This window comes from Rhodococcus sp. 2H158, from assembly GCF_053764755.1.
This window is the reverse complement of the sequence record NZ_JBSNCE010000002.1, coordinates 122,706-148,693: the sequence shown is the minus strand read 5'-3', so window position 1 is coordinate 148,693 and position 25,988 is coordinate 122,706. Positions and strand designations below refer to the sequence as shown.

General features: G+C 66.3%; 19 protein-coding genes. 4 read left to right on the top strand and 15 right to left on the bottom strand.

What is annotated here, in order from left to right:
* Positions 1 to 20: 20 nt before the first annotated feature.
* The 3 genes from ACWPOB_RS02480 to ACWPOB_RS02470 are packed head-to-tail and all read right to left on the bottom strand — an operon-like array spanning position 21 to position 3,406.
* The gene (locus ACWPOB_RS02480; RefSeq protein WP_455399788.1) at positions 21 to 1,508 is read right to left on the bottom strand and encodes an acetyl-CoA acetyltransferase; all 1,488 of its coding nucleotides are present in this window, start codon (positions 1,506 to 1,508) and stop codon (positions 21 to 23) included.
* Positions 1,505 to 2,542 carry an LLM class F420-dependent oxidoreductase gene (locus tag ACWPOB_RS02475; protein ID WP_455399787.1) on the bottom strand — a complete coding sequence of 346 codons (1,038 nt, stop codon included), beginning with the start codon at positions 2,540 to 2,542 and terminating at the stop codon, positions 1,505 to 1,507. The genes ACWPOB_RS02480 and ACWPOB_RS02475 overlap by 4 nt, the downstream gene beginning before the upstream one ends.
* 48 nt (positions 2,543 to 2,590) lie before the next feature.
* Positions 2,591 to 3,406 (bottom strand): enoyl-CoA hydratase/isomerase family protein, encoded by an 816-nt coding sequence (locus ACWPOB_RS02470; protein ID WP_100055005.1) that lies wholly within the window; start codon positions 3,404 to 3,406, stop codon positions 2,591 to 2,593.
* Positions 3,407 to 3,502: 96 nt separating this feature from the next.
* On the opposite strand from ACWPOB_RS02470, the gene ACWPOB_RS02465 reads away from it, so the two are divergent.
* The 3 genes from ACWPOB_RS02465 (at position 3,503) to ACWPOB_RS02455 (ending at position 7,937) form a co-directional block, all read left to right on the top strand.
* Positions 3,503 to 4,345: a glucose 1-dehydrogenase gene (locus tag ACWPOB_RS02465; RefSeq protein ID WP_100055004.1), complete on the top strand. Its 843-nt coding sequence runs from the start codon at positions 3,503 to 3,505 to the stop codon at positions 4,343 to 4,345.
* Between the two features lie 4 nt (positions 4,346 to 4,349).
* Positions 4,350 to 6,491, top strand: a complete 2,142-nt coding sequence (locus tag ACWPOB_RS02460) for a molybdopterin-containing oxidoreductase family protein (protein ID WP_455399786.1) — start codon at positions 4,350 to 4,352, stop codon at positions 6,489 to 6,491.
* A gap of 84 nt (positions 6,492 to 6,575) precedes the next feature.
* Positions 6,576 to 7,937 carry an MFS transporter gene (locus tag ACWPOB_RS02455; protein ID WP_455399785.1) on the top strand — a complete coding sequence of 454 codons (1,362 nt, stop codon included), beginning with the start codon at positions 6,576 to 6,578 and terminating at the stop codon, positions 7,935 to 7,937.
* Positions 7,938 to 8,065: 128 nt separating this feature from the next.
* Here ACWPOB_RS02455 and ACWPOB_RS02450 read toward each other — a convergent pair whose 3' ends face one another.
* From ACWPOB_RS02450 to ACWPOB_RS02395, 12 genes are all read right to left on the bottom strand, one after another.
* A complete protein-coding gene (locus tag ACWPOB_RS02450) occupies positions 8,066 to 8,806 on the bottom strand; it encodes an SDR family oxidoreductase (RefSeq protein WP_029541609.1) in 741 nt (246 codons plus the stop codon).
* A gap of 7 nt (positions 8,807 to 8,813) precedes the next feature.
* Positions 8,814 to 10,337 carry a class I adenylate-forming enzyme family protein gene (locus tag ACWPOB_RS02445; protein WP_100055041.1) on the bottom strand — a complete coding sequence of 508 codons (1,524 nt, stop codon included), beginning with the start codon at positions 10,335 to 10,337 and terminating at the stop codon, positions 8,814 to 8,816.
* Positions 10,338 to 10,425: 88 nt separating this feature from the next.
* The gene (locus ACWPOB_RS02440) at positions 10,426 to 12,060 is read right to left on the bottom strand and encodes an FAD-dependent oxidoreductase (RefSeq protein ID WP_455399784.1); all 1,635 of its coding nucleotides are present in this window, start codon (positions 12,058 to 12,060) and stop codon (positions 10,426 to 10,428) included.
* The gene (locus ACWPOB_RS02435; protein ID WP_100055002.1) at positions 12,057 to 13,289 is read right to left on the bottom strand and encodes a 3-hydroxyacyl-CoA dehydrogenase family protein; all 1,233 of its coding nucleotides are present in this window, start codon (positions 13,287 to 13,289) and stop codon (positions 12,057 to 12,059) included. The genes ACWPOB_RS02440 and ACWPOB_RS02435 overlap by 4 nt, the downstream gene beginning before the upstream one ends.
* On the bottom strand, positions 13,286 to 15,523 hold the full coding sequence (locus ACWPOB_RS02430; protein WP_455399783.1) for a molybdopterin-dependent oxidoreductase: 2,238 nt from the start codon (positions 15,521 to 15,523) through the stop codon (positions 13,286 to 13,288). The genes ACWPOB_RS02435 and ACWPOB_RS02430 overlap by 4 nt, the downstream gene beginning before the upstream one ends.
* Positions 15,513 to 17,636, bottom strand: a complete 2,124-nt coding sequence (locus ACWPOB_RS02425) for a molybdopterin-containing oxidoreductase family protein (RefSeq protein WP_455399782.1) — start codon at positions 17,634 to 17,636, stop codon at positions 15,513 to 15,515. The genes ACWPOB_RS02430 and ACWPOB_RS02425 overlap by 11 nt, the downstream gene beginning before the upstream one ends.
* A gap of 188 nt (positions 17,637 to 17,824) precedes the next feature.
* A complete protein-coding gene (locus ACWPOB_RS02420; RefSeq protein ID WP_455399781.1) occupies positions 17,825 to 19,204 on the bottom strand; it encodes an MFS transporter in 1,380 nt (459 codons plus the stop codon).
* Between the two features lie 34 nt (positions 19,205 to 19,238).
* A complete protein-coding gene (locus ACWPOB_RS02415) occupies positions 19,239 to 20,804 on the bottom strand; it encodes a class I adenylate-forming enzyme family protein (RefSeq protein ID WP_455399780.1) in 1,566 nt (521 codons plus the stop codon).
* Positions 20,805 to 21,082: 278 nt separating this feature from the next.
* Complete coding sequence (locus ACWPOB_RS02410; protein ID WP_100054998.1) at positions 21,083 to 22,312, bottom strand: CaiB/BaiF CoA transferase family protein; 1,230 nt, start codon at positions 22,310 to 22,312, stop codon at positions 21,083 to 21,085.
* Positions 22,309 to 22,971, bottom strand: a complete 663-nt coding sequence (locus ACWPOB_RS02405; protein ID WP_100055040.1) for a PaaI family thioesterase — start codon at positions 22,969 to 22,971, stop codon at positions 22,309 to 22,311. Before ACWPOB_RS02405 ends, ACWPOB_RS02410 begins: the two co-directional genes overlap by 4 nt.
* Before the next feature lie 10 nt (positions 22,972 to 22,981).
* A complete protein-coding gene (locus ACWPOB_RS02400; RefSeq protein WP_100054997.1) occupies positions 22,982 to 23,749 on the bottom strand; it encodes an enoyl-CoA hydratase/isomerase family protein in 768 nt (255 codons plus the stop codon).
* Entirely contained in the window at positions 23,746 to 24,930 is a 1,185-nt protein-coding gene (locus tag ACWPOB_RS02395) for an aromatic ring-hydroxylating oxygenase subunit alpha (RefSeq protein ID WP_006936358.1), read from the bottom strand. The genes ACWPOB_RS02400 and ACWPOB_RS02395 overlap by 4 nt, the downstream gene beginning before the upstream one ends.
* 72 nt (positions 24,931 to 25,002) lie before the next feature.
* Between ACWPOB_RS02395 and ACWPOB_RS02390 the strand changes: the two genes are divergently transcribed.
* Complete coding sequence (locus tag ACWPOB_RS02390) at positions 25,003 to 25,599, top strand: TetR/AcrR family transcriptional regulator (RefSeq protein WP_043799780.1); 597 nt, start codon at positions 25,003 to 25,005, stop codon at positions 25,597 to 25,599.
* Positions 25,600 to 25,988: the final 389 nt, after the last annotated feature.

The window sequence follows — 25,988 nt, the reverse complement described above, 5'->3', positions numbered from 1 at the left end:
ATGTCGTTAGATAAATGCCGTCAACGCCGCGCAAAGTGGAACTGTCCGTCCTCCGTGATCGAAACGTGCTGACCTGCAACATCGCCCTCCGTGAGGCGCGCGAGATCCTCGGCGTCCGTGGTCGCCGCGAGGGTTCGCGCCCCTGCCGCAGTGCGTGCCGCGAGGAAACCACGCTCTGGCGAACCGTCGCGGCCGTACACCACGGTCCACGACTCCGCCGACGCCGTGCCCGCGTAGGACATGAGCGCGACGGTCGTGGGCTGCCCCGCCACCTCGGCCTGCACGTCCAGCCGCCGGAATCCTCCGGCGGGAGGTTCCGTCCGGTACACGCCCATGGCGTGCTTCGTGAGATAGCCGCTGTTGGCGGTCACCAGACCGTACGAACCCGGTGACTCACGCACCCGTTTCGCCATGGTCGCGATCGAATGGCTCACGTAGTTGTTCCACGGGCCACCACCGAACGTCAGACCACCGGTCACGGTCAGCGGCCGACCCGGATCATCCAGCGCCAACCCCAGCTCGTTCGCCGCAACCTGTACCGCCGACGGAAAACACGAGTACACATCGACGTGCGCGACATCGTCCAGCCCGATACCCGCGAGCTCGAGAGCCCGCGCCCCCGCAATGCGAATCGCCGGTGACCCGTCGAGGGCACCCCGTTCGGCGATCGCATACGTATCGTGCGATTCGGTGCCGGACTGCGGAAAGACCCAGTTCTCCCGCGGGATACCGAGCCGGGCGGCCGTCTCGACCGAGCACATCAGCAGCACCGCGCCCTGATCGACCATGTTGTTCGAGTTCAGCAGCTTGGTGTAGGGCGTGGAGATCATCCGGTTCTCGGGCGACGGTGTCGCGATCTCCGCCGCGGTGTACTCCCGCTGCACCCACGCATTCGGGTTCGTTGCTGCGATCTTGCTGAACCGCGACCACAGGCCCCCGATGAACTCGCGGTGCTCCTCGAGGGAGCGTCCCGCCGAGACCCGCAGCGCCTGCTCGAACAGCGGATAGACGTACGAGGGCCGGTCCAGACCGATCCGGCGTTCGCTCTCGTCCACCATCGGCACATCGGTGACCATGATCTCGGCGGCGGGCACCGACTCGTCCTGCACGCTCCACTCGGGTCGCTGCTTCTGCGCCCGCAGCTTCATGCGGGTCCGCCAGGATTCGGCGCCACCGATGAGCACGACGTCGGCGCGGCCAGCGGCGATGTCCTCGGCGGCACCGTTGACCAGCACCTGCGGCGTGCTCCCACCGTTTCCGGAGTAACCGGTGTGCCGTACGCTCGCGCCGATGCGCTCGCCGACGAGTGCGCCCGGGTCGCGGTAACGCCAGGACAGGAGCCCGACCACGCGGACGGAGTCGACCAGTTCGAGCAGGCGCGCGGACCCGGCATCGGCAGCGGCCTCGCGCGCCGCGCGCACCATGAGATCGACGGGCTCCACACCGCCGCCGCGTTCGTCGACCTGGCCGGTGCCGACCAGGATCGGGGTTCTCGGATCGAGGGTCACGACTGCACTGCCTCCAGAATGCGCTCGCGGTTCTCCGGCTTCGGCCACCCACCGAGGATGAGGGTGGTCAGGCACGTGGACTTCCACTTGGTTTCGATCTCTTCGATGATCTTGTCCGCGGGACCGACCAGGGCGACGTCCTCGACCATCTCGGTGGGCACGGCCTGTGCGGCGAGCTCGGGCCGCCCGCTCAGGTACAGCTCCTGGATCTCGGCGCACACTTCGCCCCACCCCATGCGGGCGAACACGTCGTTGTGGAAGTTGGCACCCTTGGCCCCCATACCGCCGGCGTAGAGCGCGACCGTCGGCTTGAGCCGGGCGGCGGCCTTCTCCACGTCGTCGTTCTCGAGGAGCCAACACACGTTCGCAACCTCGAAGTCGTCGGCGGTGCGGCGCGCTCCCTCACGCGCGAAGCCTTCGGCGAGTGCCGTGCGGTAGAACTCGTCGCTCTTGGGCGAGAACCACAGCGGCGTCCAGCCGTCGGCGATCTCGGCGGCGAGCGCCACGTTCTTCGGGCCCTCGGCGCCCATGTAGACGGGGACGTCGTTACGCAGGGGGTGGACGATCGACTTGAGCGGCTTCCCCAGTCCGGAGCCGCCCCGGAGCGGCAGCTGGTAGTGCCGTCCCGAGTAGGTCACCGGTTCCTCACGCGCCCACACCTGCCGCATGATCTCGATGTACTCGCGGGTGCGTTCGAGAGGTCGCGGGTAGGGCTGCCCGTACCAGCCCTCGACGACCTGCGGCCCGGACGCGCCGATGCCGATGATCACGCGACCACCGCTGAGGTGATCGAGGGTCTGCGCGGCCATCGCCAGCGCCGTCGGTGTGCGCGCCGACATCTGGCACACCGACGTCCCCAGCTTGATCCTCGACGTCTGCGCACCCCACCACGCGAGGGGTGTCAGCGCGTCGGACCCGTAGGTCTCGGCGGTCCAGAAGCTGTCGACCCCGAGCGCTTCGGCCTCGGCGAGCATCCGTTCGACATTGCGCGGCGGGCCCGAACCCCAATACCCTGCGGCGATTCCAACTCTCATGCTGCTTTCACTGCCTCTTCGGTGTGTCGTCGAATCAATCGGTGCCGGTCAGTGATTCTGGAACTCCGGCGGCCGCTTCTCGAGGAACGAGACGACGGCTTCCTTGTGATCGCGCGTCAACGAGCCGAGGATCTGCGTACGGTTCTCGAGGTCGATTGCGGCGCGCATGCTGGGCGCCTCCAGGTTCGACCACATCACTTCCTTGGTCATCCAGACGCCGAACGGGCTGTTCTGCGCGATGGCCCCGGCGGTGTCCAGCGCGACGTCGAGCAGCTTGTCGGCGGGTTCGACGGACGAGACGAGCCCGATCCGTTCGGCTTCGGCGGCGTCGATGGACCTGCCGGTGAGCATGATCTGCGCAGCCCGGGAGAAGCCGATCATGCGGGGCAGGAGCCAGCTCATTCCGATGTCGCAGTTGGACAGGCCGCGGCGAATGAACGCGGCGTGGAACACCGCGGATTCGGACACGATGCGTATGTCGGACATGAGGGCGAGCGACATTCCGCCGCCCGCCGCGGCCCCGTTGACCGCCGCGATGATCGGTGGCCGCGCACCGCGGAATGCATCGACGAGACCCGCGATGTGCTTCTGCACCCGCAGTCCGAGTTGCGCGCGACCCTCCCCCTCGGTCGCACCCTGCGGGATTCCGTATCCGCGCAGATCCAGACCTGCGCAGAAGGCACGTCCTTCACCGGTGAGCACAATCGCGCGGGTGGTCGAATCGTCCCGCACCTCCGCGAGCACCTCGTGCAGCGCGTCGATGAGGTCGACGTTCATGGCATTGAGCTCGTCCGGGCGATTGAGGCGAATCAGGAGAATACCCGGCCGCGGCCGCTCGGTCAGGATCGGTGTCGCATCGGACATATGGCTCTCCCCAGGGACGAAGGACTCGACAGAAGAAGACTAATGGCTTTAGATTAAAGCTCGAGGAACCGGCGAGCACAACCGAAGGAGTCCACCATGACGAACCTCGACGGCAAGGTTGCCGTGGTGACGGGAGCCGCGAGCGGAATCGGCGCAGCCACTGCTCACGTGTTCGTCGAGCGCGGGGCGCGTGTGATCGTCGCGGATATCGACGACGTTCGCGGGGAGACCGTTGCTGCCGCCCTCGGTCCCCGCGGCACCTACCTGCACACCGATGTACGCACCGAATCCGAGGTCGAGGCCGCCGTCGCGCTGGCGGTCGACCGGTTCGGACGGCTCGACTGCATGGTCAACAACGCGGGCCGCGTCGGTGCCTGGACCTTCCTCGAGGACACCTCCCTCGAGGAATGGGAAGACGGGTTCGCCGTGCTCGCACGCAGCGTGTTCCTCGGAACCAAGCATGCCGCGCGCGTGATGCGCGACCAGGGCTCGGGCAGCATCGTCAACGTCTCGAGCGTCGCGGGCGTGCGCACCGGATTCGGACCGCATCCCTACAGCGCCGCGAAGGCCGCCGTGCTCCAACTGACCCGGACCGCGGCCGTGGAGCTGGCCGAATTCCGGATCCGCGTCAATGCACTGGTCCCCGGAGGAGTCGCCACCCGCATCGTTGGCCACGGTGCGGGACTCGAGGACGAAGCACTCGACCGCAGCGTCGACGCCGTACGGGGCAGCCTGACGACGTTCCAGCCCATCCCGCGAGCCGGCGAACCCGAGGACCTCGCGCACGCCGCGGCGTTCCTCGCCTCGGACGACTCCGAGTTCGTCACGGGTCAGGCCCTCGGAGTCGACGGGGGACTGACCCTGGGCAAGAGGTGGCCGTCCAACTATCGGGACGAGGCGCAGGCGGCATCGACTCGCGCAGCCGCCGTGGGCGGTTGACCAGGTGACGACGCGCCGGGTCCACACGTTCTGCCGCATCTGCGAACCGGGGTGCGGTCTCGTCGCAGACGTCCGGGACGACCAGGTAGTCACACTGCAGCCGGACAAGGATCACCCGATCCACCAGGGATTCGCCTGCCACAAGGGTGTGCACTTCCTCCAGGTCCACAACGATCCGAACCGCCTCGACCGCCCGCTCAAGCGCACGAATCCTCGCCACGAGGAGGTCGGCGACTTCGTACCGATCGACTGGGACGATGCGGTACGCGAGATCGCGGACAAGCTCGGGGACATTCGCCGGCGGTACGGGCGCAACGCGCTCGCCGTCTACCAAGGCAACCCGTCGGCGTTCAACGGCACCTACTACGCCAACGCGGCGGCACTCGCGCGTGGTTTCGACACCAGGATGCGTTTCAGCGCCGGCACCCAGGATACCTCTGCAAAATACGCTGCAAGCGAGGCGATCTACGGGGCGTCGATGGCGCATCCGATCCCGGATCTGCTGCACACCGACTATTTCCTGTGTCTCGGCAGCAACCCCCTCGTCTCGCACATGACCCTCATGCACATCTCGAACCCGATGGCCAAGATCAAGGCGGTCAAGCAGCGCGGAGGGACCGTCCTGTTCGTCAACCCGCGGCGGATCGAGTCGTCGGGACCGGACACCGGTGACGTGCTGCTGATCAAACCCGACTCCGACTTCTACTTCCTCGCGGCGATCCTGCACGAGATCGTGTTCCGGATCGGGTACGACCGCACCGCGGTGGAGAAGCATGCACGCAACATCGACGGGCTGCTCGATTTCGTCCGGGGGTATCCCGTCGAGCGAGTAACGGCGGCGACCGGCATCGAGGCCGACGTCATCAGGAAGGTCGCCGACGACTTCTGCACCGCCCCCACCGCCAGCATCTACATGGCGACCGGCGTGAACCAGGGACGCCAGGGCACGCTGGCGTACTGGATGCTCAACATGATCAGCCTCTTCTCCGGCAACCTCGGCCGCCGAGGCGGCAACATCTACTCCCGCGGCATGACCGACGTCGTGCAGAATTCGAAGCGCAAGCGCGAGGATCCGTTCTTCCACAGCAGCGTGGGCGAGGTCCGCACTGTCAGTGGGGATCTGCCCGCAGCAATGCTGTCGGAGTACATCGAGAATCGGGATGATCCGATCAGAGCGTTGATCGTCATCTCCGGTAACCCGCTGTTGTCGGTAGGCGGAGAAGAGCGCCTGCGCCGCGCCCTGGAAGACCTGGAACTGATCGTGACGATCGACCTGTACCGCACGGTCACCGGCGAGATGGCGGATTACGTTCTCCCCGCCACGGATTGGCTCGAACACGAGGACGTCAACTTCCTGAACACGATGGGCGTCGCGATGGAGCCCTACGTGCAGTACACCCCCGCGGTGGTACCGCCGAGGGGCGACCGGCGCGACGACTGGTGGATCCTGTCACGAATTCAGCAGGAGATGGGCGTGGAGACGCTGCTCGACAGTCCCGATCCCAACCCCCTCGCCAACGCGGATGCCGCCATGCGCGATGCGGGCCTGAGTATCGAGCGGCTGAAAGAAATGCCGTGCCAGACCGCGGTGTTGCCGAAGGCGGTCCCGTCGCACGTGTTCACCATCGCGGTGCAGCACGACGACGGCCTGATCGACTGCTGCCCGGCAATTTTCCGGCGCGCATACCGCACCGCCGAGGACATTCTCGAGGAGTTGTCCACCGAGAGTGCCGACCAGCTCAAGCTCATCACACGCCGCACCCTGTACATGGTGAACAGCTGGCTGCACAACCTTCCGGTATTGAAACAAGGAGTGCACCAGGATAATCCCCTGTGGATGAACCCGGCCGACGCGGATCGGCGCGGACTGGTCGCCGGTGACGATGTCACCGTCCACAACCGTTACGGGTCGGTCGACGCGGTACTGGCATACGACGAGGCCCTCAAGCCGGGCGTAGTCGCGATGACACACGGATGGGGTCAGAGCTCCGCTTGCAGCCTCGAGGTGGCACGGCGCCACCCCGGTGCGAACGTGAACAGACTGTCCCCCAACGGGAAAGACGGATACGACGTCCTCAGCAATCAGTCGCACCTCACCGGTATCAACGTCGACGTCACACGGCGGGGGCACAACGGACCCCGATAGACACACCTAATACCTATAGCTTAAAGTGGTTTACGTCACTACATCATTCGGGCAGATCGCCCACCACTCACATCGAGGTTTCGCATGACCGAACGTACGACCGCGGCTGCAGGCCCTCCTCCGAATACGACCTCCGGGCCCTCCCGCGCGGACTCACGACGCGCAAGCCGTGCCGCCTTCGTAGGAACCCTGCTCGAGTACTACGACTTCAGCCTCTACGCCTCGGCGGCGTCGATTGTCTTCGCCAGCGTGTTCTTCACCGGCTCGAGCCCGTTCCTGGGAACACTACAGGCGGTCGCCACGTTCGCGGTCGGCTTCCTCGTCCGCCCGGTAGGTGGCGTGATTCTCGGCAGCCTCGGTGACCGCATCGGACGCAAGAAGATCCTGGTCTTCACGATGCTGCTGATGGGAGGGGCAACCCTCCTCGTCGGGCTTCTGCCCAGTTACGCGCAGATCGGATGGGCTGCACCGGCTCTGCTGGTCTTCCTGCGCATTCTGCAGGGTATCGGGGCCAGCGGCGAGTACGGCGGTGCCGCCCTCGTCGCTGTCGAGTTCGCACCCGAGAAGAGGCGTGGGTTGCTCGGCTCCCTCCCCGGCATGGGCGCGGCACTCGGTGGCGTGCTCGGAACCTTGTCGCTCCTCCTGGTGTCCGCCCTGATGTCCCAAGAGGCCTTCCTCGCGTGGGGCTGGCGCATTCCGTTCCTGCTCAGCGTCGTGATCCTCGCCTATGGCCTGTGGCTCCGTCGCGCCCTGCCCGAGACGCCCGCGTTCCGTGAGATCAAGGAATCCGATGCCCTGTCGAAGAGCCCCATTCTCGATGTGATCCGACAGCAGCCGCGCGCCCTCCTGACCGTCCTTGTGATGACCATCGGACAGACCGGTATCGGCTACTTCTACATCGTGTTCATGGGCACCTTCGGCACCAACCAGCTCGGTTTCGGTAGAACCGAAGTACTGGTCGGTCTGATTGCTGCGCAACTCACGAATACCGTTCTGATCCCGCTCTTCGGAGCACTGTCGGATCGTGTCGGACGACAACCTGTAATCATATTCGGCTTCCTCTACAGCGCCGTGTTCGCGTGGGTGGGCATTTCTCTCCTGTCGGGGGCAGGAACTCCTCCGTTGCTGTACTGGGTCGTCATGGCACTGGGCAACGGGGTCGGAGTCGCCGCCATCTTCGGTCCGATGGGCGCGTACGTCATCGAGTTGTTCCATACGCAGCACGCTTACAGTGGCCTCGGCCTCGGTCGTGAGGCCGGCAACGCGCTCGGCGCGGCAATCGTCCCGGTCATCGCAGTCGCCTTGGCGTTCGACGACACCACGGTGTGGCTCAGCCTCCTGGTCTGCGTCGTCTCGTTGCTCGGCTTCGCGGCAACCGTCCTGTCCCGTACCCGATCGTCGTCCGTCGTGAAGCAGGAGGACGACCGAGCCCCGGTGTCGGTGTAACACCTACCCAACACCGTGCGCGTTTCTGGTAGTGAGAGCTACCAGAAACGCGCACGGGTGCAGGGGGGACGCAACAACAATGCGACCCGTGCCGATCGAATCGGCACGGGTCGCATTGTTGTCGAATCTCAGACGCCGACCGGACCACCCCGCCACACACCGATCTCCTCACCGGAGACGTCGGCGGCGTTGTCGCTCACCAGGAACGACACCGTCGAGGCGATCGACTCGGGCGGAATCGACGGCCAATGCCTGGTCAGCGCCTCCACGCCGGCTTCACCTCCCGACGACACGATGTCCGTGGCGACGAAGCCGGGCATCACAGAGTTGACCGTGATGCCGCGACGGGCCACCTCCACCGCCATCGTCTTGGTCATGGCTACGAGTCCGGCCTTGGCCGCGGAATAGGCACTCATGCCGGGCGACGGCCGGCGCCCGCCCGACGGGCTGTTCACGAACACCACACGGCCCCAACCTGCGTCGTACATTGCGGGCAATGCGAAGTGCGTGCAGTAGAACGCGCCGTTGAGATTGACCGCGATGACTTCGTCGAATTCGTCGGGGGACTGCTTACGGGCCGCACCGGCCTTGTTCATGCCCGCATTGTTGACGAGCACGGTGGGAGCACCCAGTCGGGCCGTCGTGTCGGCGATGAGCCGTTCCGCGTCGGCGGCTTTCGAGATGTCGGCCCGGATTGCCACGGCCTGTCCGCCGTCCGCGACGATCTTCGCGACTACGTCCTCGGCATCGCGCGCACTACGTGAATAGTTGACCGCGACGGCGAATCCATCGGCGGCGAGCCGCTGCGAGATGGCCGCGCCGATGCCGCGCCCCCCGCCGGTAACGACAGCAACTTTCTGCGGGTTCACCACTGGATTACCGGACCTTCTCGTAGTTGTCGGGCACATCCGCGAAGGTGTCGCGCAACTGGCGCTTCGCGATCTTCCCGCTGGGCATCCGGGGCAGCGGCTCGTCCATGAAGACGACGTAGCGCGGCACCTTGTAGTCGGCGAGGCGCTCGTTGCAGAAGGCGACGACCTCGGATTCCTTCATCTGCGCGCTCGTCCTGACCAGCGCTGCCGGGGTCTCGCCGAACTTGGCGTCGGGGACGCTGATCACCGCGACCTCTTCGACCCCTGGGATCTGGTTGATGACGGTCTCGATCTCGGCGGGCGAGATGTTCAGGCCACCGGAGATGATCATGTCCTTGAGGCGGTCGACGTACGTGAGGTAGCCGTTCTCGTCGAGCTTGCCGAGGTCGCCGGTCTGGAGCCAGCCGTCGATCAGAGTCGCACGGGTGGCTTCCTCGTTGCGCCAGTATCCCGGCATCATGCCTGGGCCGCGCAGCAGGATCTGACCGGTTTCGTTGGGCGGGAGGTCGTTTCCTTCAGGGTCGACCACCCGGATCTTCGTGAAGATGCCGCCCCACCCGCACTTGTCGGGGTGTTCCGCGGCTTCGTCCCGCGGCATTGCGGTGGCCGATCCGCCGATCTCGGTCTGACCGTAGATCTGCCTCAGGGACACCCCTTGGGCCTGCCACTTGTGCAGCAGGTCGACAGGCACGCGGGCACCGCCGACGTGTGCGGTGATCATGTGGCTCAGATCCGTGTCGGCAAATCCGGGCACCTTCGCGATCTGTTCGAAAAGAATCGGGGGCCCGGTCAGGGTGTTGGCCTTGTCCTCGGAGAGGACGCGCAGCGCCGACGACGGGTCGAATCCCGGCTGCAGGAACAAGGTTCCGCCGTGCAGCACGACACGCGAGATGCCCCAGACGATGCCGGCGGCGGTGAACAGCGGCAGGACCAGTACTGGGCGCAGACCGTTCGGCTGAATCGGTTCCATCAGCGACCACTCGTGCATCTCACCGGCAATCGTGGCGTGCGTGAAGATCACGCCCTTCGGCTTCCCGGTGGTGCCGCTGGTGAACACGATGGCAGTGGGAGTGTCGAGATCGACGACCGGAGAGCGGTACTTCGCGTGTTCGCGGCCGCGCAGCGGGCGCACATCCTTCTCGAACACGGCGATCGAGAAGGTGTTGCGCGCCTGCTGGACCTCTTCGAGTCGCGGCAGCAGTGCCTCTTCGCAGTAGACCACGGAGGGTTCACAGTCGTCGACGAGGGTGGTGAGCTCGCCGGTGAGCATACGCTGGTTGAAACCCACGGCGATGGCGCCGACCTTCATGGCGCCGAGCGAGGCCACGGCCCATTCGAGGCTGTTGGCGCCGAGGAAGCCCACTCGATCACCCGGCGCGACGCCGCGGGAGGCGAGGTCGTGCGCGACACCGTCTGCCCAGCTCGACAGCTCTGCGTAGCTGACGACATCGCCGTTGAAATCGATCGCGGGCAGATCCGGCTTCGACCGAGACCAGTAGGTCAAAGCGTCTACAACGGTGCCGCTCATGTAGCCCTCCATGAATGTGTGTCGTCGATGCGGGCCCACCTCGGTGAGGCGCAGATCACACCCGCCTGTCAAATCTAAAGGTTGTTGTTTATTGCGGCAAGTACGAATGGACGTCTGCACCACGGGCGACGGCGAGCATCGCATCGACCTCGACCAGTTTCCGACGGGCCCGGCCTTGGCGACGCCCCTCGGTACGTTCGTACCGGTCGATGCGCCGCCAGCCGTCGAAGCCGAACGCGTCCGGACAGCGCGTCTCGACGATCACCGCCAGATCGTCGCCGGTGCGGCTCGGCCGCGGCAGGAGGGCGCGTTCGTGGTCAGCGACGATCGCTTCGACGGTCTCGGCTGCGCAGTATCGATTGGTCCCGATCACGCCGGTCGGCCCCCGCTTGATCCAGCCTGCGACGTAGACACCGGATATCGGACGGTTGAGGGCCGGATCGACGACGCGACCTGCGACGTTGGGTATCGTTCCGCGGGCCGCGTCGAACGGCAGACCCGGCACCGGACGGCCGCGATACCCCACCGACCGCAACACCAGAGACGCGTCGAGGTCCTCGCCGGGCCCCGCCTGGCCGTACGGTGCAATCCGCAGACCCTCGACGCGATTGCCGCCGAGAATCTCGACCGGCGCGGCCTGGAAGCGTAGCGTGATCCTCCGCCTGCCCGGTTGCGGACGCCGATGCGCGTACTCGGCGATCGTCTGCAGCTTGATCGAGGCGCCCTCCGGCGCGTCGTAACCGCCGTGGACGGTCACGTCCACTTCGGGCAACGAGCCCAGCGCGAGCAGTTCCGGGGTCGTGAACGCCCCGTGCTCGGGGCCGCGGCGCCCGAGTACCACCACCTCCTCGATCGCGCTGCGGCGCAGTACATCCAGAGCATGCTCCGCGATGTCGCCGGGCACGAGCCGCTCGGGATCGCGTGCCAGGATCCGCGCTACATCCAACGCGACATTGCCGTTGCCGATCACCACGGCGCGACGCCCCGACAGATCGAACGTACGGTCGGCGTAGTCCGGATGCCCGTTGTACCAGGCCACGAATTCACGCGCGGCAAAGCTGCCCGGCAGGTCTTCGCCCGGGATACCGAGCTTCCGGTCGTCGGAGGCGCCGCCCGCGTGGATCACCGCATGGTGGTGGTCGAGCAGTTCGTCGACGCTGAGGTCACGTCCGACCTCCACACCGAGAAATGCGCGGAAGCCGTTGCGGCCGGCGGTACGGGCGAATACCCGCTCGACGGCCTTCGTCGTCTGATGATCCGGTGCCACACCGAAGCGGACGAGCCCACCGACGACGGGGAGCCGCTCGAACATGGAGATCTCGACGTCGACGTCGCGCCGTTTCAGCAATTCCTCGGCAGCGTAGAAGGCGGACGGACCGGAACCCACGATCGCCACTCGCAGCGGACCGGGCCGCTCGGCGACGACGACGGGCTCCCTCGGCACCTCCGTCGGGCCGGACACGGTCGGGTTCCCCAGGAAGTATGCGGCATTGAGATCCTTGTAGATCTCGGTCTCGGGTGTGAGATCGCTGTCGGGCACGATCGCCTCCACCGGACACACGTCGGCGCACGCCCCGCAGTCGATGCAGGTGTCCGGATCGATGTAGAGCATCTCGGTGCGCGCGTACTGCGCTTCGTCGGGAGTCGGGTGAATGCAGTTCACCGGACACACCGCGACACACGTCGCGTCGTTGCAGCAGGCTTGGGTGACTACGTATGTCATGGATACTCCGGTTGATCGTGTGCTTCCGAACTCTGTTCCGGCGGGAGGAAGCGGTGGCCGTAGCGGTCGGCAAGTTCGCGGGCGCGAGCCGTGAATCCCTCCGCACCACCGGTATAGGACCGCCGGAACGACACGACCCCACCGGTGTGCGCGGGGAATCCGATGCCGAGAACGGATCCGGTGTCTGCGTCGGCCTCGGAACCGATCACACCTTCGTCGAGACAACGCAGCGCTTCGATCACCTCGACGAAGAGCAACCGGTCGCGCATGTCGTCGACCGGGATACTCCGGGTCGTCCCGAATACGTCGCGAAGGCCGGGCCACAACCCGATTCGCGTGCCGTCGGTGTCGTACTCGTAGAATCCGCGTCCCACCGATCGACCGCCTCGACCGTGCTCGTCGATCATCCGGTCGCGGACACGGTCCGCATCATTCGCCCGCCACGCGCCGCCGGCGGTCCCGACAGCGGCACGGTTCTCTCGCTGTACCGCGCGGTTGAGGGTCAACGTGATCTCGTCGAGCAATTGCAATGGCGGCACCGGGTATCCCGCGTCGAGCGCCGCACGCTCGACGAGGACCGGATCGATTCCTTCCCCGACCGCGACCATCGCCTCGTCGAGATAGGGCTGCATCACCCGGCTGGTGAAGAACCCCCGGCTGTCGCGCACCACGATGGGCGTCTTCCCGAGCTTCCGTGAGTACGTCAAGGATGCCGCGAGAGTGGCCTCCGACGTGCGCGTACCGGTGATCGTCTCCACCAACGACATCCGGTCGACGGGCGAGAAGAAGTGCATCCCGACGAAGTTCTCCGGACGTGCCAGCGTGGATGCGAGGGTTGCGATCGGCAGGGTCGACGTCGTCGACGCGAGGAAGGTGCTCGGGTCGGTGACGGCCTCGACCGACTGCAGGACCTGTTGTTTGGCGGCGACGTTCTCCGCCACGGCCTCGACCACCAACGAGGCCGGCGCGAGGTCCGAAACCCGCTCGGTCGGCGTGATGCGGGCGAGCAACGCCTGTGAGACCGCCGTATCCGTCGTCCCGGCCTGCAGTGCACGCATTTCGCGCCGGTCGGCGTACGCCCTTCCGCGGCGCGCACCCTCGAGGGTCCGCGCAACCAGCACGACGTCGGCGCCGGCCCGCGCGCACGTGTACGCGAGGGCCGAGCCCATCATCCCGGCGCCGACGACACCGATCGTGGTGCCGGTCAGAGCCCCCGACCACCCGATCATGACTGCGGCCTTTCCACGCGGGTGACGTCGACGGGGAAACCGTTGAAGATCGGGGCGCCTGTCAGCGGCTCGACCACGGTGTCGTCGACCAGGGCATTGACGTTCGCACCGGGTGCAGCGGCCGAGCGAGTGGTGCGGAGGCCACGGCCGTCGTGACCCCACCCGTGCGGCAGGCTCACCACGCCCTGACGCATCGCGTCGGTGATGCGTAGTTCGGCGACGACAGCGCTGGTCTTCGATGCGATACGCACCGCGTCGCCGTCGACGAGGTTGCGTTCGGCAGCGTCGAACGGATTCATGAACAGCGCACACTGACCTGCGTCGGGCTGTGGCAGCGCGTTGTGCAGCCAGGAGTTCATTCCGCGATGCTGTCGCCGGTTGACGAGGACCAGCTCCGGCACGGGTTGTGCCAGCGCGTCACGCAGGCGCGGCAGGTCTGCGGTCAACGCATCGGGGACGAGGTTGATCCGTCCATTCGGGGTGCGCAGCACCTCGGGGATTCGCGGTTGCAACGGCCCGTAGTCGATGCCGTTGGGATTGCGTTCGAGCAGTTCGAGGGTCAGTCCGCCGGGAACGGTACCGAACCGATCGCCGTACGGGCCGCTGCGTAACCGCAGGTCCAGCAGCCGCTGCGGGCCGGTGCGGCCCGCGGTCGCCCGTACGACGTCGTCGAGTTCGCAGCCCGCGAGCTTCGCTGCGCGACGGATCGCTGTGGTGGCGACCTCGTCGTCGAGTTCGGTGACCGGCCGCTCCGGTTCGCCGCGGACGATTGCCGTGAGGCGCAGCAGGATCTGCCACTCGGGGACCTGGCCCGGACTCGGCTCGAGCAACGGGGCCGTGTACCGGGCCACATTGCGCACCTGGAAGTGGGTGAGCGCGAGGTCGTGGTGGCCCCGCGTCGTCAGCGGTGGAGGTGGCAGGATGACATCGGCATAGCGGGTCGTCTCGTTGAGGTACCCGTCGATGCACACCATGAATTCGAGGTCGGCCAGCGCGGCCTCGACAGCGTGGCTGTTCGGAAACGACCGTGCCAGGTTGCCGGAGACCGTGATCAGGCCCCGCACCTGTCCCGGGCCCGGGGTCAGGACTTCCTCGGCGAAACAGACCGCGGGGATCTCTCCCATCGCCTCCGGCATGTTCCGGACCCGCGACCGCCATCGGTCGAACACGAGCGGAGCCGTCGGGTTGGCGGGCCAGGTGGTCGGACCGCCTGCCGGTGGCACCGGGAACATCGCGCCCCCCGGCCGATCGAGGTTGCCGGTCACGATGTTGAGGATCTCGACCATCCAGTTGGCGACCGAACCGAACTCCTGTGTGCACGACCCCATCCGGGAATGGGCAACGGCCGAGTCGGCAGCGGCGAAATCCCGTGCGATCCGGCGGATCACGTCGGCGTCGATACCGCAGATCTCCGCGACCGCGTCCGGGGTGAACTGTTCTGTGAGCCGAAGGACGTCGTCCAATCCGTCGACGTACCCGGTCAGGCGCCCGGGCGCAGCCAGCCCCTCGGTCGCGATCACCGAGACGAGTGCGAGCAGGAGAAAGGCATCGGTGCCGGGCCGGATGGCGAGGTGGAGGTCGGCGACCTCCGCCGTCCGGGTGCGCGCCGGGTCGACCACCACCAGGGTGCCACCGCGCTCTCGCAGCGCTTCCAAACGCCTCCCGATTCCCGGCGCGGTGACAGTGCTGCCGTTCGACACGAGCGGATTCGACCCCAGGATCAGCAGATACGACGTGCGGTCGATATCGGGGACCGCAATCCCGAGCCCGGTTCCGTAGAGCAATGCGTTCGCGTAGTTCTTCGGAAGGGTGTCGATGCTGGCGGGCGAGTAGACATTGCGGGTGCCGATCGCCGAGATCAGCGGCAACGTGTAGAACGACGGGTCCAGGTGGTGCGCGGCCGGGTTGCCCGAGTAGACAGCGCAACTGTTGGGGTCCGCCGCGATGATCGGAGGCAGTCGCCGACCGATCTCGGCAAACGCCTCGTCCCACGTTGCCTCACGGAAATCGTCCCCGTCGCGGATCAACGGAGTGCGGATGACGTCGGGGTCGTTCTCCAGTTGCCCGAGGCCCAGCCCCTTCGCGCAACTGTGCCCTGCGGTGAACACGTCGTCGGGGTTCGGCCTCACCGACGTCACGGTGCGTCCGCCGAGTTCGAAGAGCAGGCCGCACGTCGCTTCGCACAGCGGACAGATGCGTGCGCCTACCGTCGTGGCGGAAGTGTCAGTGAGCACCGGCGGGGACCTCCGATTCGATGGCCACCGGCACCGCAGTCATCACCGGCATCGCGTTGATGTTCTGGACTCGGTCGTAGCCGGTCAGGTCGTTGACATTGCTGCCGACTCCGCGGGGGTCCGCGGCGGCGTCGGATGCACCCCAGCAGTGGGTCATCGAGACCGTGCCCTGTCGGACGGTGGGGTCGGTGTGTGCGACAGCCCGGATGCGGCCGTGGGCCGAGCGGATGCGCACGATGTCGCCGTGTTCGATGCCGAGTTGCCGCAGGTCCTGCGGATTCACGTGTGCGGGGTTGTAGCCGAAGCGTGCGAGCCCGCTGACATCCCGGCCCACCGAATTCATCAGCTCCCGCATGCGGCGCACCGTCAGCCGCATGGTGAGCCCGCGTTGTGGCGTCGACTCACCCAGTGCAGCAGCGAGTTCTGCGCTCACATCGTCCGGGCACAGGGCGAGGCGATGTTCGGACGCTCCTTCTGCGGGCGGACCGACCACCTTCTCCCCCGGAGGCGCGAGCGTGCCGCGTCGTGCCGACATCACTTCGTCCATGGAAACGCGCCCGCGTTCTGCGAACATCGCGAGCATTTCGTCCGAGGTGGGCGGCGCGTCCGGATCGAGCACCCGCCCGGCGAACTTCACCGTGTGCCCGGCCGCAGAGGCAAGGCGGAAGAAGAACTCCCAGTCCTCGATCACGCCTGCGGGCGGAGCCACGAGTCGTGGTGTGTATTGCGCGAAGGGCCGGGCGAAGAAGAACTCCATCAGCAAGGTGTGGTCGGGTCGCTCGTACGCCATCGTCGGCGCGATCACATAGTCGGCCAGCCGGGCGGTGTCGGACATTCGCGTGTCGACGCACACCAAGAGCTCCAGCTCGCTCAGTGCACGTTCGACCTTCTCCCGATCCGGCAGGGCCCGCGCCGGGTTCCCGCCCGAGACCACCAGTGCCCGCACCCGGTCGGCGCCCGGCTCGAGGATCTCGTCGGCAAGAATGCCCGACGGCAGCTCGCCGTTCATCGTGCCGATCCCGCCGATGCGGCTGCGGAACCCGGATTCCCAGGTCCGGTACGGCGGACGAACCTCCGCCTTCAACGGGGTCGTCCGTGCGAGAACGTTGCGGTTGGGTGTCACCTCGCCTTCGCGGAGGTACCGACCGCAGACGACGTTCAGGCACGCGGCCAGGTGTTCGGCGATATTGGAATGCGGGCCCATGCACACCCCGGTGCCCGTTGTCGCCATGCCCCGCCGCCCCGCCGCGAACATCCGGGCCGCGCGGATGACATCGGCGGCCGGCACGCCCGTCACCGTTTCGGTGTGCGCCGGTGTCGCCGGTGCGACCGCCGCGCCGAGCTCCTCGAGGCCGTCTGCGAAGCGCTCGCAGAACCCGTGATCGTGACAACCCTCGGACAGGATCACGTGCAGCAGTCCCGCGAACAGTGCGGCATCGGTGCCGGGGCGGAGCTGCAGGTGCAGATCCGCACGAACCGCAGTTTCGGTGCGCCGAGGATCGACGACGATGAGCTTCAGCCCTCGCTCGCGCGCCCTGCGGATCGTCACGGACGGGTTCTGGGTGATCGCGCCGTCCCCGTCACCGCCGTTGAGCGACACCATCGGATTCGTGCCGGCCAGCAGCCACACGTCCGCGGTGTCGAAGCGCTGGCGCCCGCCGAGATACTCCCCCATCCGCGACTGCACGATCCACTTGGCGGACTGATCGATCGTCATGGTCGAGAACAGTTTCCGGGATCCGGTGGTGCGGAACCACGCCCGCGCCATCGGGCCGGTCAGCGCCGCGAAGTTCTGCTGGGTTCCCATGAACAATGCCAGTGCGTCCGGACCGTGCTCCCCCGTGATCGCTTCGAGGCGCTCGGCAATCTCCGCGATCGCGACCTCCACCGGGATGGGCTCGAAGTTGCCGCCGGGGGTGCGGCGCATCGAGGTGGTGAGCCGATCCGGCCCCTGATGGAAGTCGCCACCACGACGTCCTTTCGGACACGAGTAGCCGCCCGACAACGGGTGCAGTCCGTCGCCGACGATGCTGAGGATCCGATCGCCGTCGACCTCCACCCGCACCCCGCACGAGGCGGGGCACAGGCGGCAATAGGACAACTTCACCGGCACTGTCCGCTCCGTCCGCTGTTCGGCAGAGGCGATGGGCTCTGCAGGATGTGATGACCGTCACCGACATCATCGCAATCTAACATCTGTAGGTAAATGGCACAACATGAGCCTGTTGCGTCGGCCACGAACGGCAAACGGTCATTCACCAGCAGAACTCCATGCGGTGAATAACCGTCTACCGCGTAGGGTTATTCGGCTGCAGCCATGGTGTGGGGTGTCGTAGCGGTCTCGGAACGGCGGTTGCTCTGCACTCGGCGATTTCGGATGGACATGACCCCGAGAGTCACGACAGCGAGCAGCGTCGGCACGATCGTGAGGAGGAAGATGCTCTGCGCACCCAACCCCGCCGCGATCAGAAGCGCGCCGACCGCCGGACCCGCGATCGAGCCGATTCGCCCGATGCCCATTGCCCAGCCGACACCCGTCGCGCGGACCGCAACCGGATACACCGTGGCTGCGATCGCGATGATGCCGGCCGAACTACCAGACATGCCGAATCCGACGAAGAAGACCGCCAGCAGCAGCAACCATCCGCTGCCGAGAAGCATTGCGACCAGCGCAGTGAACACGGCTCCGAGCGTGTAGCCCGCCATCACCACGACGAAGCCGTTGCCGATCCGGTCGGTGATCCGGCCGAATGTCAGCGCACCCGTCATCCCGCCGAGGTTGAACAGCGACGCGGCGAGCAACGCGGTCGATGCACTCCGACCACCTTCGCCGAACAGTGTCGGCATCCAGCTGAGCAGAAAATAGATGACCAGGAAGTTGATGACGAACACGCCCCACAACAGGACCGTGTCGACCGCGCGGCCGCCCTGGAACAGGACGCTCACCGGCGACTTCGTCACGGTCGACGTGTCCTGCACGAACCTGGCCGTGGCGGTGACGCGTGCGTGGGGCGCGATCTCGTCGACGATGTGCGCGGCCTCCTCGTTGTGGCCTCGGGCAACGAGGAACTTCACAGACTCCGGCAGCCACCGCATCGCCACAGCCATCAAGATCAGCGGCAACACGCCACCGACGACGAACAGCGCCTGCCACCCGAACTTCGGGATGAGGAACGCGGCCGCGAAACCACCGACGAAGCCACCCAGCGACATGCCCGCGACCGTCACGGTCACCATCGTCGCCCTCATACGGGCAGGGCTGTATTCACTCACCATCGCGATGAGATTCGGTGTCACACCGCCGAGACCGAGACCCGCGATCACGCGCAGCACGATCAGAGCCGTCATGGAGGTCACCAGCGCGGTGGCGAGCGTGAACACCGCGAAGATGATGGTGCACACCATGATGATCTTGCGGCGGCCGTAGCGGTCGGCCAGCGGCCCGAACAGCAGGCTGCCCACGACCATCGCGCCGGTACTCAGCGCGAGCGCGAAGCCGAAGGACGCGGGCGACAGTCCCCAGTCCGCCGACATGGCGGGAATGACGAACCCGATGAGTTGTGCGTCGATGCCATCGAGGATCGCGAGACCGAGGCACAGGGCTAGGACACGCTTCTGCAGGGATGACAGGGGCGAGTCGTCGATGATCTTGGTGATGTCCACATCGCGGGTACTGCTCACGGTGCGTGTCCTCTCGGAGAAGGGGAAATGAACCTCAGGACCGGGACGTCGCGGCATCCGCCGACTGCACCTCTCGGGGCACCGGGATCGCATGGGCCGGTGGCGCCTGAAAGCGCTCTCGGAGAACAGCCTTCGCGAGCTTGCCCGAGAAGGTGCGCGGCAGCGGTTCGTCGAGGGCGACCGCCACCGCGGGGCGCTTGAATTTGGCCAGGTTCCCGCTCGCGACGGACGCGATGTCGGTGACGATGTCGTCCGCCGGCCGTTGACTGTGGAACACCACCATCGGGACCTCACCCCATCGGTCGTCCTTGACGCCGATCACCGCGAGGTCGACCAAGCCGTCGATGCCGTGCAGCGCCTTCTCGATCTCGGCCGGGTATACGTTGAGTCCACCGGAGATGAGCATGTCCTTGCGGCGGTCGACGACCTTGAGGAAGCCGCCTTCGTCCTGCAGGCCCAGATCGCCGGTGCGCAACCAGCCGTCGACAAGCGTGTCCGCCGTCGCCTCGGGCTTGTTCCAGTACTCCCGCATGACGTGCTCGCCGCGCACCAGAATCTCGCCGACCTCGTTCGGTGCGGCGAAGCCACCGTCGATGCTGCCGATGCGCACCTGGGTGCCGGCCAGGGCCAGGCCGGCGAAGCCAGGCCGGGTACGAGCGTCCTCGTAGTACAGCGTCGAGACCATTCCCGACGCCTCGGTCAGTCCGTATGCCTGGGTGAGCGGCACGCCGCGGCTGTTGTAGAAGTCGAGCAGGTCCAGGCTCACGGGTGCGCCACCGGCGCCGGCGAACGTGAACTTCGCGAGCTTGCGCGTTCCGAAGTCCGGGAGCTGGGCCATGCGCTCCCAGATCACCGGCACCGTTGTGGTCGCGGTGACCTGCTCACGCTCGAACGTGTCCAGGGCGATCGCCGGATCGAACTCGCGCAGCAGCACCATCGTCGATCCCGGCAACACCACGAGCTGCATGAAGATCGACAGGACCGAGCCGGTGTAGACGAGCGGCGCCGAGCACATCACGCGGTCGCGGCGGGAAATGCCGTGGCTGAGCACCTGCGCGATACCGGGCGCGAGTGCGCTGCGATGTGTGACGAGCGCACCCTTCTGTATACCCGTGGTGCCCGAGGTGTAGCAGATGAATGCCGGATCGGACGCCTCGATGTGAACGTCCGGCACGTCTCCGGGGTCGAGCAGCGTCTCGTATGCGCGGTGGTCGCTTCCCCCGATCGCGAAGATCTCGAACTCGGTTTCGGCCGCTGCCTCCTCGAGCAACGGAGCCAGCTCGTTCTCCACGATCACGACCCGTGGCGCCGAATCCACGAGCATCGGAGCCAGTTCCTTGCCTAGCAGTCGGAAGTTGAGCGGGACACTGATCGCACCGAGCTTGAGTGTCGCGAGGATGACGTGCGCCAGTTCCGGGCGATTGAGCATCATCACCCCGACGCGGTCACCCTTACGAACGCCCCGGGCGGCGAGGCCACGGGCCAGCGCGTCGGTGACTGCGTCCACCTCGGACCACGTCTGGGAGGTGTTGCCGAACACGATCGCCTGCTGGGCGGGACGAGTCTTGCCCCAGTATCGAACCAGATCGGTCAGATTCATTGTCGTCTCCTCATGCTCGCCGTGGGGGCGTGCCCCGCTCTCGCTCACGGCGGTGGGGGTGCGGCCCGCGCCGGGCCCGTCCACCCGATTCGGACGCGCCTCCGTCGGGCGGCGCGTCTGGAGTTGCTGCGCGACCGTCGGGCCGGATCACCCACCGAGGTGGTGTGTGATCGCCGTCACCGAGGTCGCAGTTAATCTAACATCTGTAGATAGTTGGCACAACAGAATGCGGCATCGAATTCGCACACCCGCCTGCGAGGATTCCGACCTTGCCGCCCCTACCCGCGCGAGATCGGTCCCATCGCGTCGGAATGGTCGGATACACTGCGTGTAAACACTTTTCGGAGGACATCCTCCGTATCCGCCCCGAGCTCCGGCGGTAGCGACGGCGCGAACTTCTCACCCTGTACCCGGACCGGGCTCACCACGAATTCGAGCTCACCCACTCCCTCGTATTCGACGCGGTACGTGTTCGCGCGACCGGCGAAGTGTGGATCGGCGATCATGTCTCGGACGCTGTTCACCGGTCCACCCGCGATGTCGTGCGCGAGGAACAGCGCGACCCACTCGTCGCGGGTGCGCTGTAGGAAGATCTCGCGAAGCTCGCGGTACACACGGTCGGCGCGCGCCGGCGCTTCCGGATCGGTACCTGCCAGATCGATCTCGAGCAGATCCGGCCGGTCGACGGCCATGCAGAAGTTGCGCCAGAACTTGTCGACGTGCGAGCCGAACAGCACGGCCTCGTCGTCCTTCGTGCGGTACGCCTCGAGTCGCGGCCAATCGGGCAGCCGTCCGTCCGGCAGCCACGTGGGGCGATGGATGGATCGCTCCTTGTTGAGTTCGGCATCGACCAGGTCCGGCATCCACGACGCGGCCACGTCGATGCCCGCCACCTCGAGCTTGCAGCCGCGACCGGTGCGACCGGCACGATGTACCGCTGCGAGCAGGCCCATCGCGCCGTAGGCACCCAGCGCGTACATCGCGATCGGCGCAGTCGTGGACCCCGCGATCCCATCGGTCGGCGGTTCCCCCGGTGTGCGCACATCGCGCAGCCCCGCGTACGCATCGAACACAGGACCCCCGGTCCCGAGCCGGCTGTACGGGCCATCGGATCCCATACCCGAGACCGTGCAGAAGACGATCTTCGGATTGACCTCTCGCAGCTGGTCGTAGCCGACGCCGAGCCAGTCGAGGTAACCGCTGCGCATGCCCTCGACGACCGCGTCACACGTCCGGGCGAGATCGAGGAAAGCCTGCGCGCCTTCGGGGGATCGCAGGTCGAGTGCAACGCTCTTCTTACCCCGGTTCCACCTCAGATGCATGAACGACGGACCGTCCTGGTCGCCGATCGCGCGGCTGCCGCCGATGCGCACCGGATCGCCGAGCGGCCCTGATTCGATCTTGATGACTTCGGCACCCAGGTCGGCAAGGTGCCCACCGACCGATGCGGGCGCCAGCTGTGCGACCTCGAGGATACGCATGCCCTCGAGCAACGAGTAACCACTCATACGTCTCCTCCTTCGGAAATATTGAGCGTCTGTTCGGGTTTCAGTTCCACCCACAGTCCTTCCGCATCGGCGACGAGCACATCGCCGTGGTACATGGTTCCGCGCATGAACCGCTTGCGTCCGTCCTGTCGCAGGTACTCCGCCTCCACACGGAGTTCGACGTCGAGTGGGGCAGGCGCCCGGAAGTTCACGTTCAGATAAGCCGTACGCGCCCAGGGACGTCCGGAATCATTGGCGAGCCGGGCCATGATCTCGTCGAAGATCAGCGGTGTGACACCACCGTTCATCGCGTAACGACCGGCATGGAAGCGCCCGACCGTGACCCGCCCACGAGCGGTGGTTTCCGTCACCGCGTCGATGTGCAGCGGCGGCGCCAGGGCCTGGCCCCGACCGGCCAGATCCCAGCGATGACCCGCGATCTGATCGTCCTCGCCTACCTCGAGTTCTTCCAATCTTCGCGCAACAGAACGCAGTGCCCCGGCGATACTCGACGCGGCGGCAGGGTCGGGACGCGACCGCGTGAATGCCTCCTGTACCGCACGTACTGCGGCGACCAGCTCGGCGAACTCGTCGCCGGCCTCGACTGTCGGATCGAACGGATCGTTCCAGTCCGGATTCCAGATATCGACCGGTGCGTTCGGGCGTAGCGAGACGTCCATGATGCCCCTTTCAGTCGGTTCCCGCACGGGCACCGAAGAATTCCGTGAACATGTCGCCGATGGGGCGAGGGCGCAGCGTGGTGCGTGCGACCGCGTTCTCGCGGTCGTAGCGGCTGCGCAGATCCTTACCATGCCCGGCGAGCAGGAGCGATTTGATCTCCCGGACCGCCTCGGGTGGTTGCGCTGCGATCTGCGCCGCGGCCCCCAACGCGGTCTCGAGAACGTCACCGTCGCCCGCGTATCGGGTGAGCAGGCCCATGCGATACGCCTCGTCGCCGGCGACGGCACGCGAAGTCATGAGCAGATCTCGCGTCTGCCCGGCTCCGATCAAGGTGTCGAGTATCCAGGTCAGGTTCGCACCACCGTACTTCGCCGCAGTCACGGTGAATTGGGCCGACGATCCGCCGACCCGTAGGTCGGAGCAGGCAGCGAGCAGTGTCCCGGCGCCGTACGACATGCCCTGAACTGCCGCGATCGTGGGCTTGGCGAATTCGAGATACCGCCAGAGCAGCTCCTCGCGCTCGAGCATCGCCTCCAGGTTCGCGTCCGACGACAGTGCCGCGAGTTCCTGCAGGTCGTACCCTGCCGAGAAGGCACGATCACCGGACCCGGCGATCACCACGACCCGGACGGCGTCGTCACATGCTGCACGGGTCAGCGTCTCGTCGAGTGCCCGTTGCAGCGACAGCGAGATCGCGTTGTGCACCTCCGGACGATTCAACGTCAGTTGCAGTACACCCGGTGCGGGAGACGACTCGAGCAACTCACGCGAGGTCATGTCGTCACGCCGGCCTTCTTCCGCCGCTCCTCCGCGATCGCAGCGGCATCGCCCGAGATCATCTTGTGGAAGACCTGCCCAGGCAATTCGTTCCGTCCGTAGACGAGTTCGTCCACCTGCCCGTGCGCGACGTTGTCGGTGATCGTCTTCGTGACGAACCAGTCCTCCGCGTGGAGAGTCTCCATCAGGAGTTCCCAGTTCTTCTCGAGTACCCGCTTCTCACGGGGAGTCGTGGGTTCGGCCGGAGACAGCAACCGGATGGTGCAGTACGAGACGTTGGGATCGTCGACGTCGGGGACGATGGTCCAGACCTCGAAGTGATTCGGCTCGGTGACCAGCATCGTGCCGGGATAGATCGTGTAGTTCGCGAGCGAGTAGTCGCGGACATCGAAGGAATCCGGATCGGCGTCGCGAACCTCCGTGATCGCCTTGCGCGCCACAACGATTCGCCACGACCTGTCGACGAGATCGAAGGCCGTGATGTTGCCCTCGAGGAAGTTGCACACGGTCTTGGTGTGCAGCTGGCACAGATGGTAGGAGTCCTGCACGCCGTCGACCGCGATCTTCCAGTTCATGTCGAGCTTCCAGGTCTCCTTGCGGACCTGGAACGACGTGGCAATACCGGTGTCGGCGACCTCGGCGTCGTGCTTCTCACCGAGCACCCTCGCGATGTCCAGTTCGGCACCGACGGTCGGCACGACCCAGACGAGCCCGTGCCGCACCTCGCATGGGAACTCGACCAGCCCGTACTGCGATCGATCCAGGCCGTCGAACCCTTCGGCGTGAGGCATTCCCCGCAGCGCACCGTCGCGGCCGTACGCCCAGTTGTGGTAGGGGCAACTGAAGAGGCGCTTGCATCCCGATTCCTCGAATTCGACCTTGGAACCTCGGTGCCGGCACACGTTGGAGAACGCCTTGACGCTGCCATCGGACTGCCTGATCACCAGCAGCGGCGTGCCGATGAGCTCGGTGGTGACGAAGTCGCCGGTCTTCTTCAGCTCGTCGATGTGCGCCACGATGTGCGGGAATCGGCGCACGGCGTCACGTTCGAGGCTCGCCAGTTCGGGGTCGTTGAACACGGAGAACGGAACACGAAGCATCTCGTCCGCGTAGTCGGTGCTGTTGTTGTCGACGTGCGCGATCAGGCGCCGAGTGAGGTCGATCTTGTCTTCACGCTGCATGACCTCAGCGTGGCACATGAGACATCTGGCGTCTAGTGTCTTATCCAGATTACCCGACGGTATGGTGCATGCGTGGCACACAAGACGGACACCGAGACCACGGACGTCGGCGCAGCGATCCTTGTCGCCGCCGAATCATGCTTCGAACAGTTCGGTATCACGAAGACCACGATGGCCGACGTCGCGCGAGCTGCAAACATGTCCCGGGCGACCGTCTACCGCTACTTCTCGGACCGCGAATCGCTCATTGTGGCGTCGATCGTCCGCCGCGCACGGATGAACATGGAGCCGTGGCGAGTGCGCATCCGGAAGTACCCGACGTTCGGCGAACGGATCGTCGAGGGCCTGTGCGCCAATATCCGCCGAGGCCTCCGCGACCCGATGATCCATCTCCTCGTCTCCCCTGCCGAGGCAACACTCGCCACAACTCTGCTCGCGACCTCGGGCCGTGCCGTCCAACTCACCCGCGAACTATGGGAGCCGATTCTGCTCGAGGCCCGGGAGTCCGGAGAGCTTCGCGCCGATGTCGATCTGGACCTGCTCTACGAATGGCTGTCGGAGATCGAGATGAACTACATCAGTGCGCTCGGCGCCAGTGCGGGCTCGCTCGACCGGTTGAGGGCGAAGCTGTACGCGTTCGTCGTGCCGTCGCTACTCGCCCGCCCGTAGACCCCGCGGGACCACCACTCCCCATCGACGCCGCGCGATCGGGCGTTCCCCGCCCGCTCCGGGCCGCTCACTCGACCCCGTGGGGAGCCGGCCCCGGAGGAGCCGCAGAGGCTCGGGGCCGCGGTGTACCCACGCCGGGGACCGACCGTCATGCCGTGCGCCGACTCGTGCCCAGTCCCATCGTCCGGCCCCACCGCACGCGTGCCGCTTCGCCGGGCGACGCGGGGCATTGCGTCACGCACTTGTCCGAACTATAGTCCAGACAACTGTCCAGACAAGGGGCACCCGAGGCACACAGCGAAGGCGTCAGCATCGCGTACCGACCGGTCCCCGCCATGTGCGCATCCGAATCTCCTACTACACCTGACACTTTCCAATCTCCAGAACGG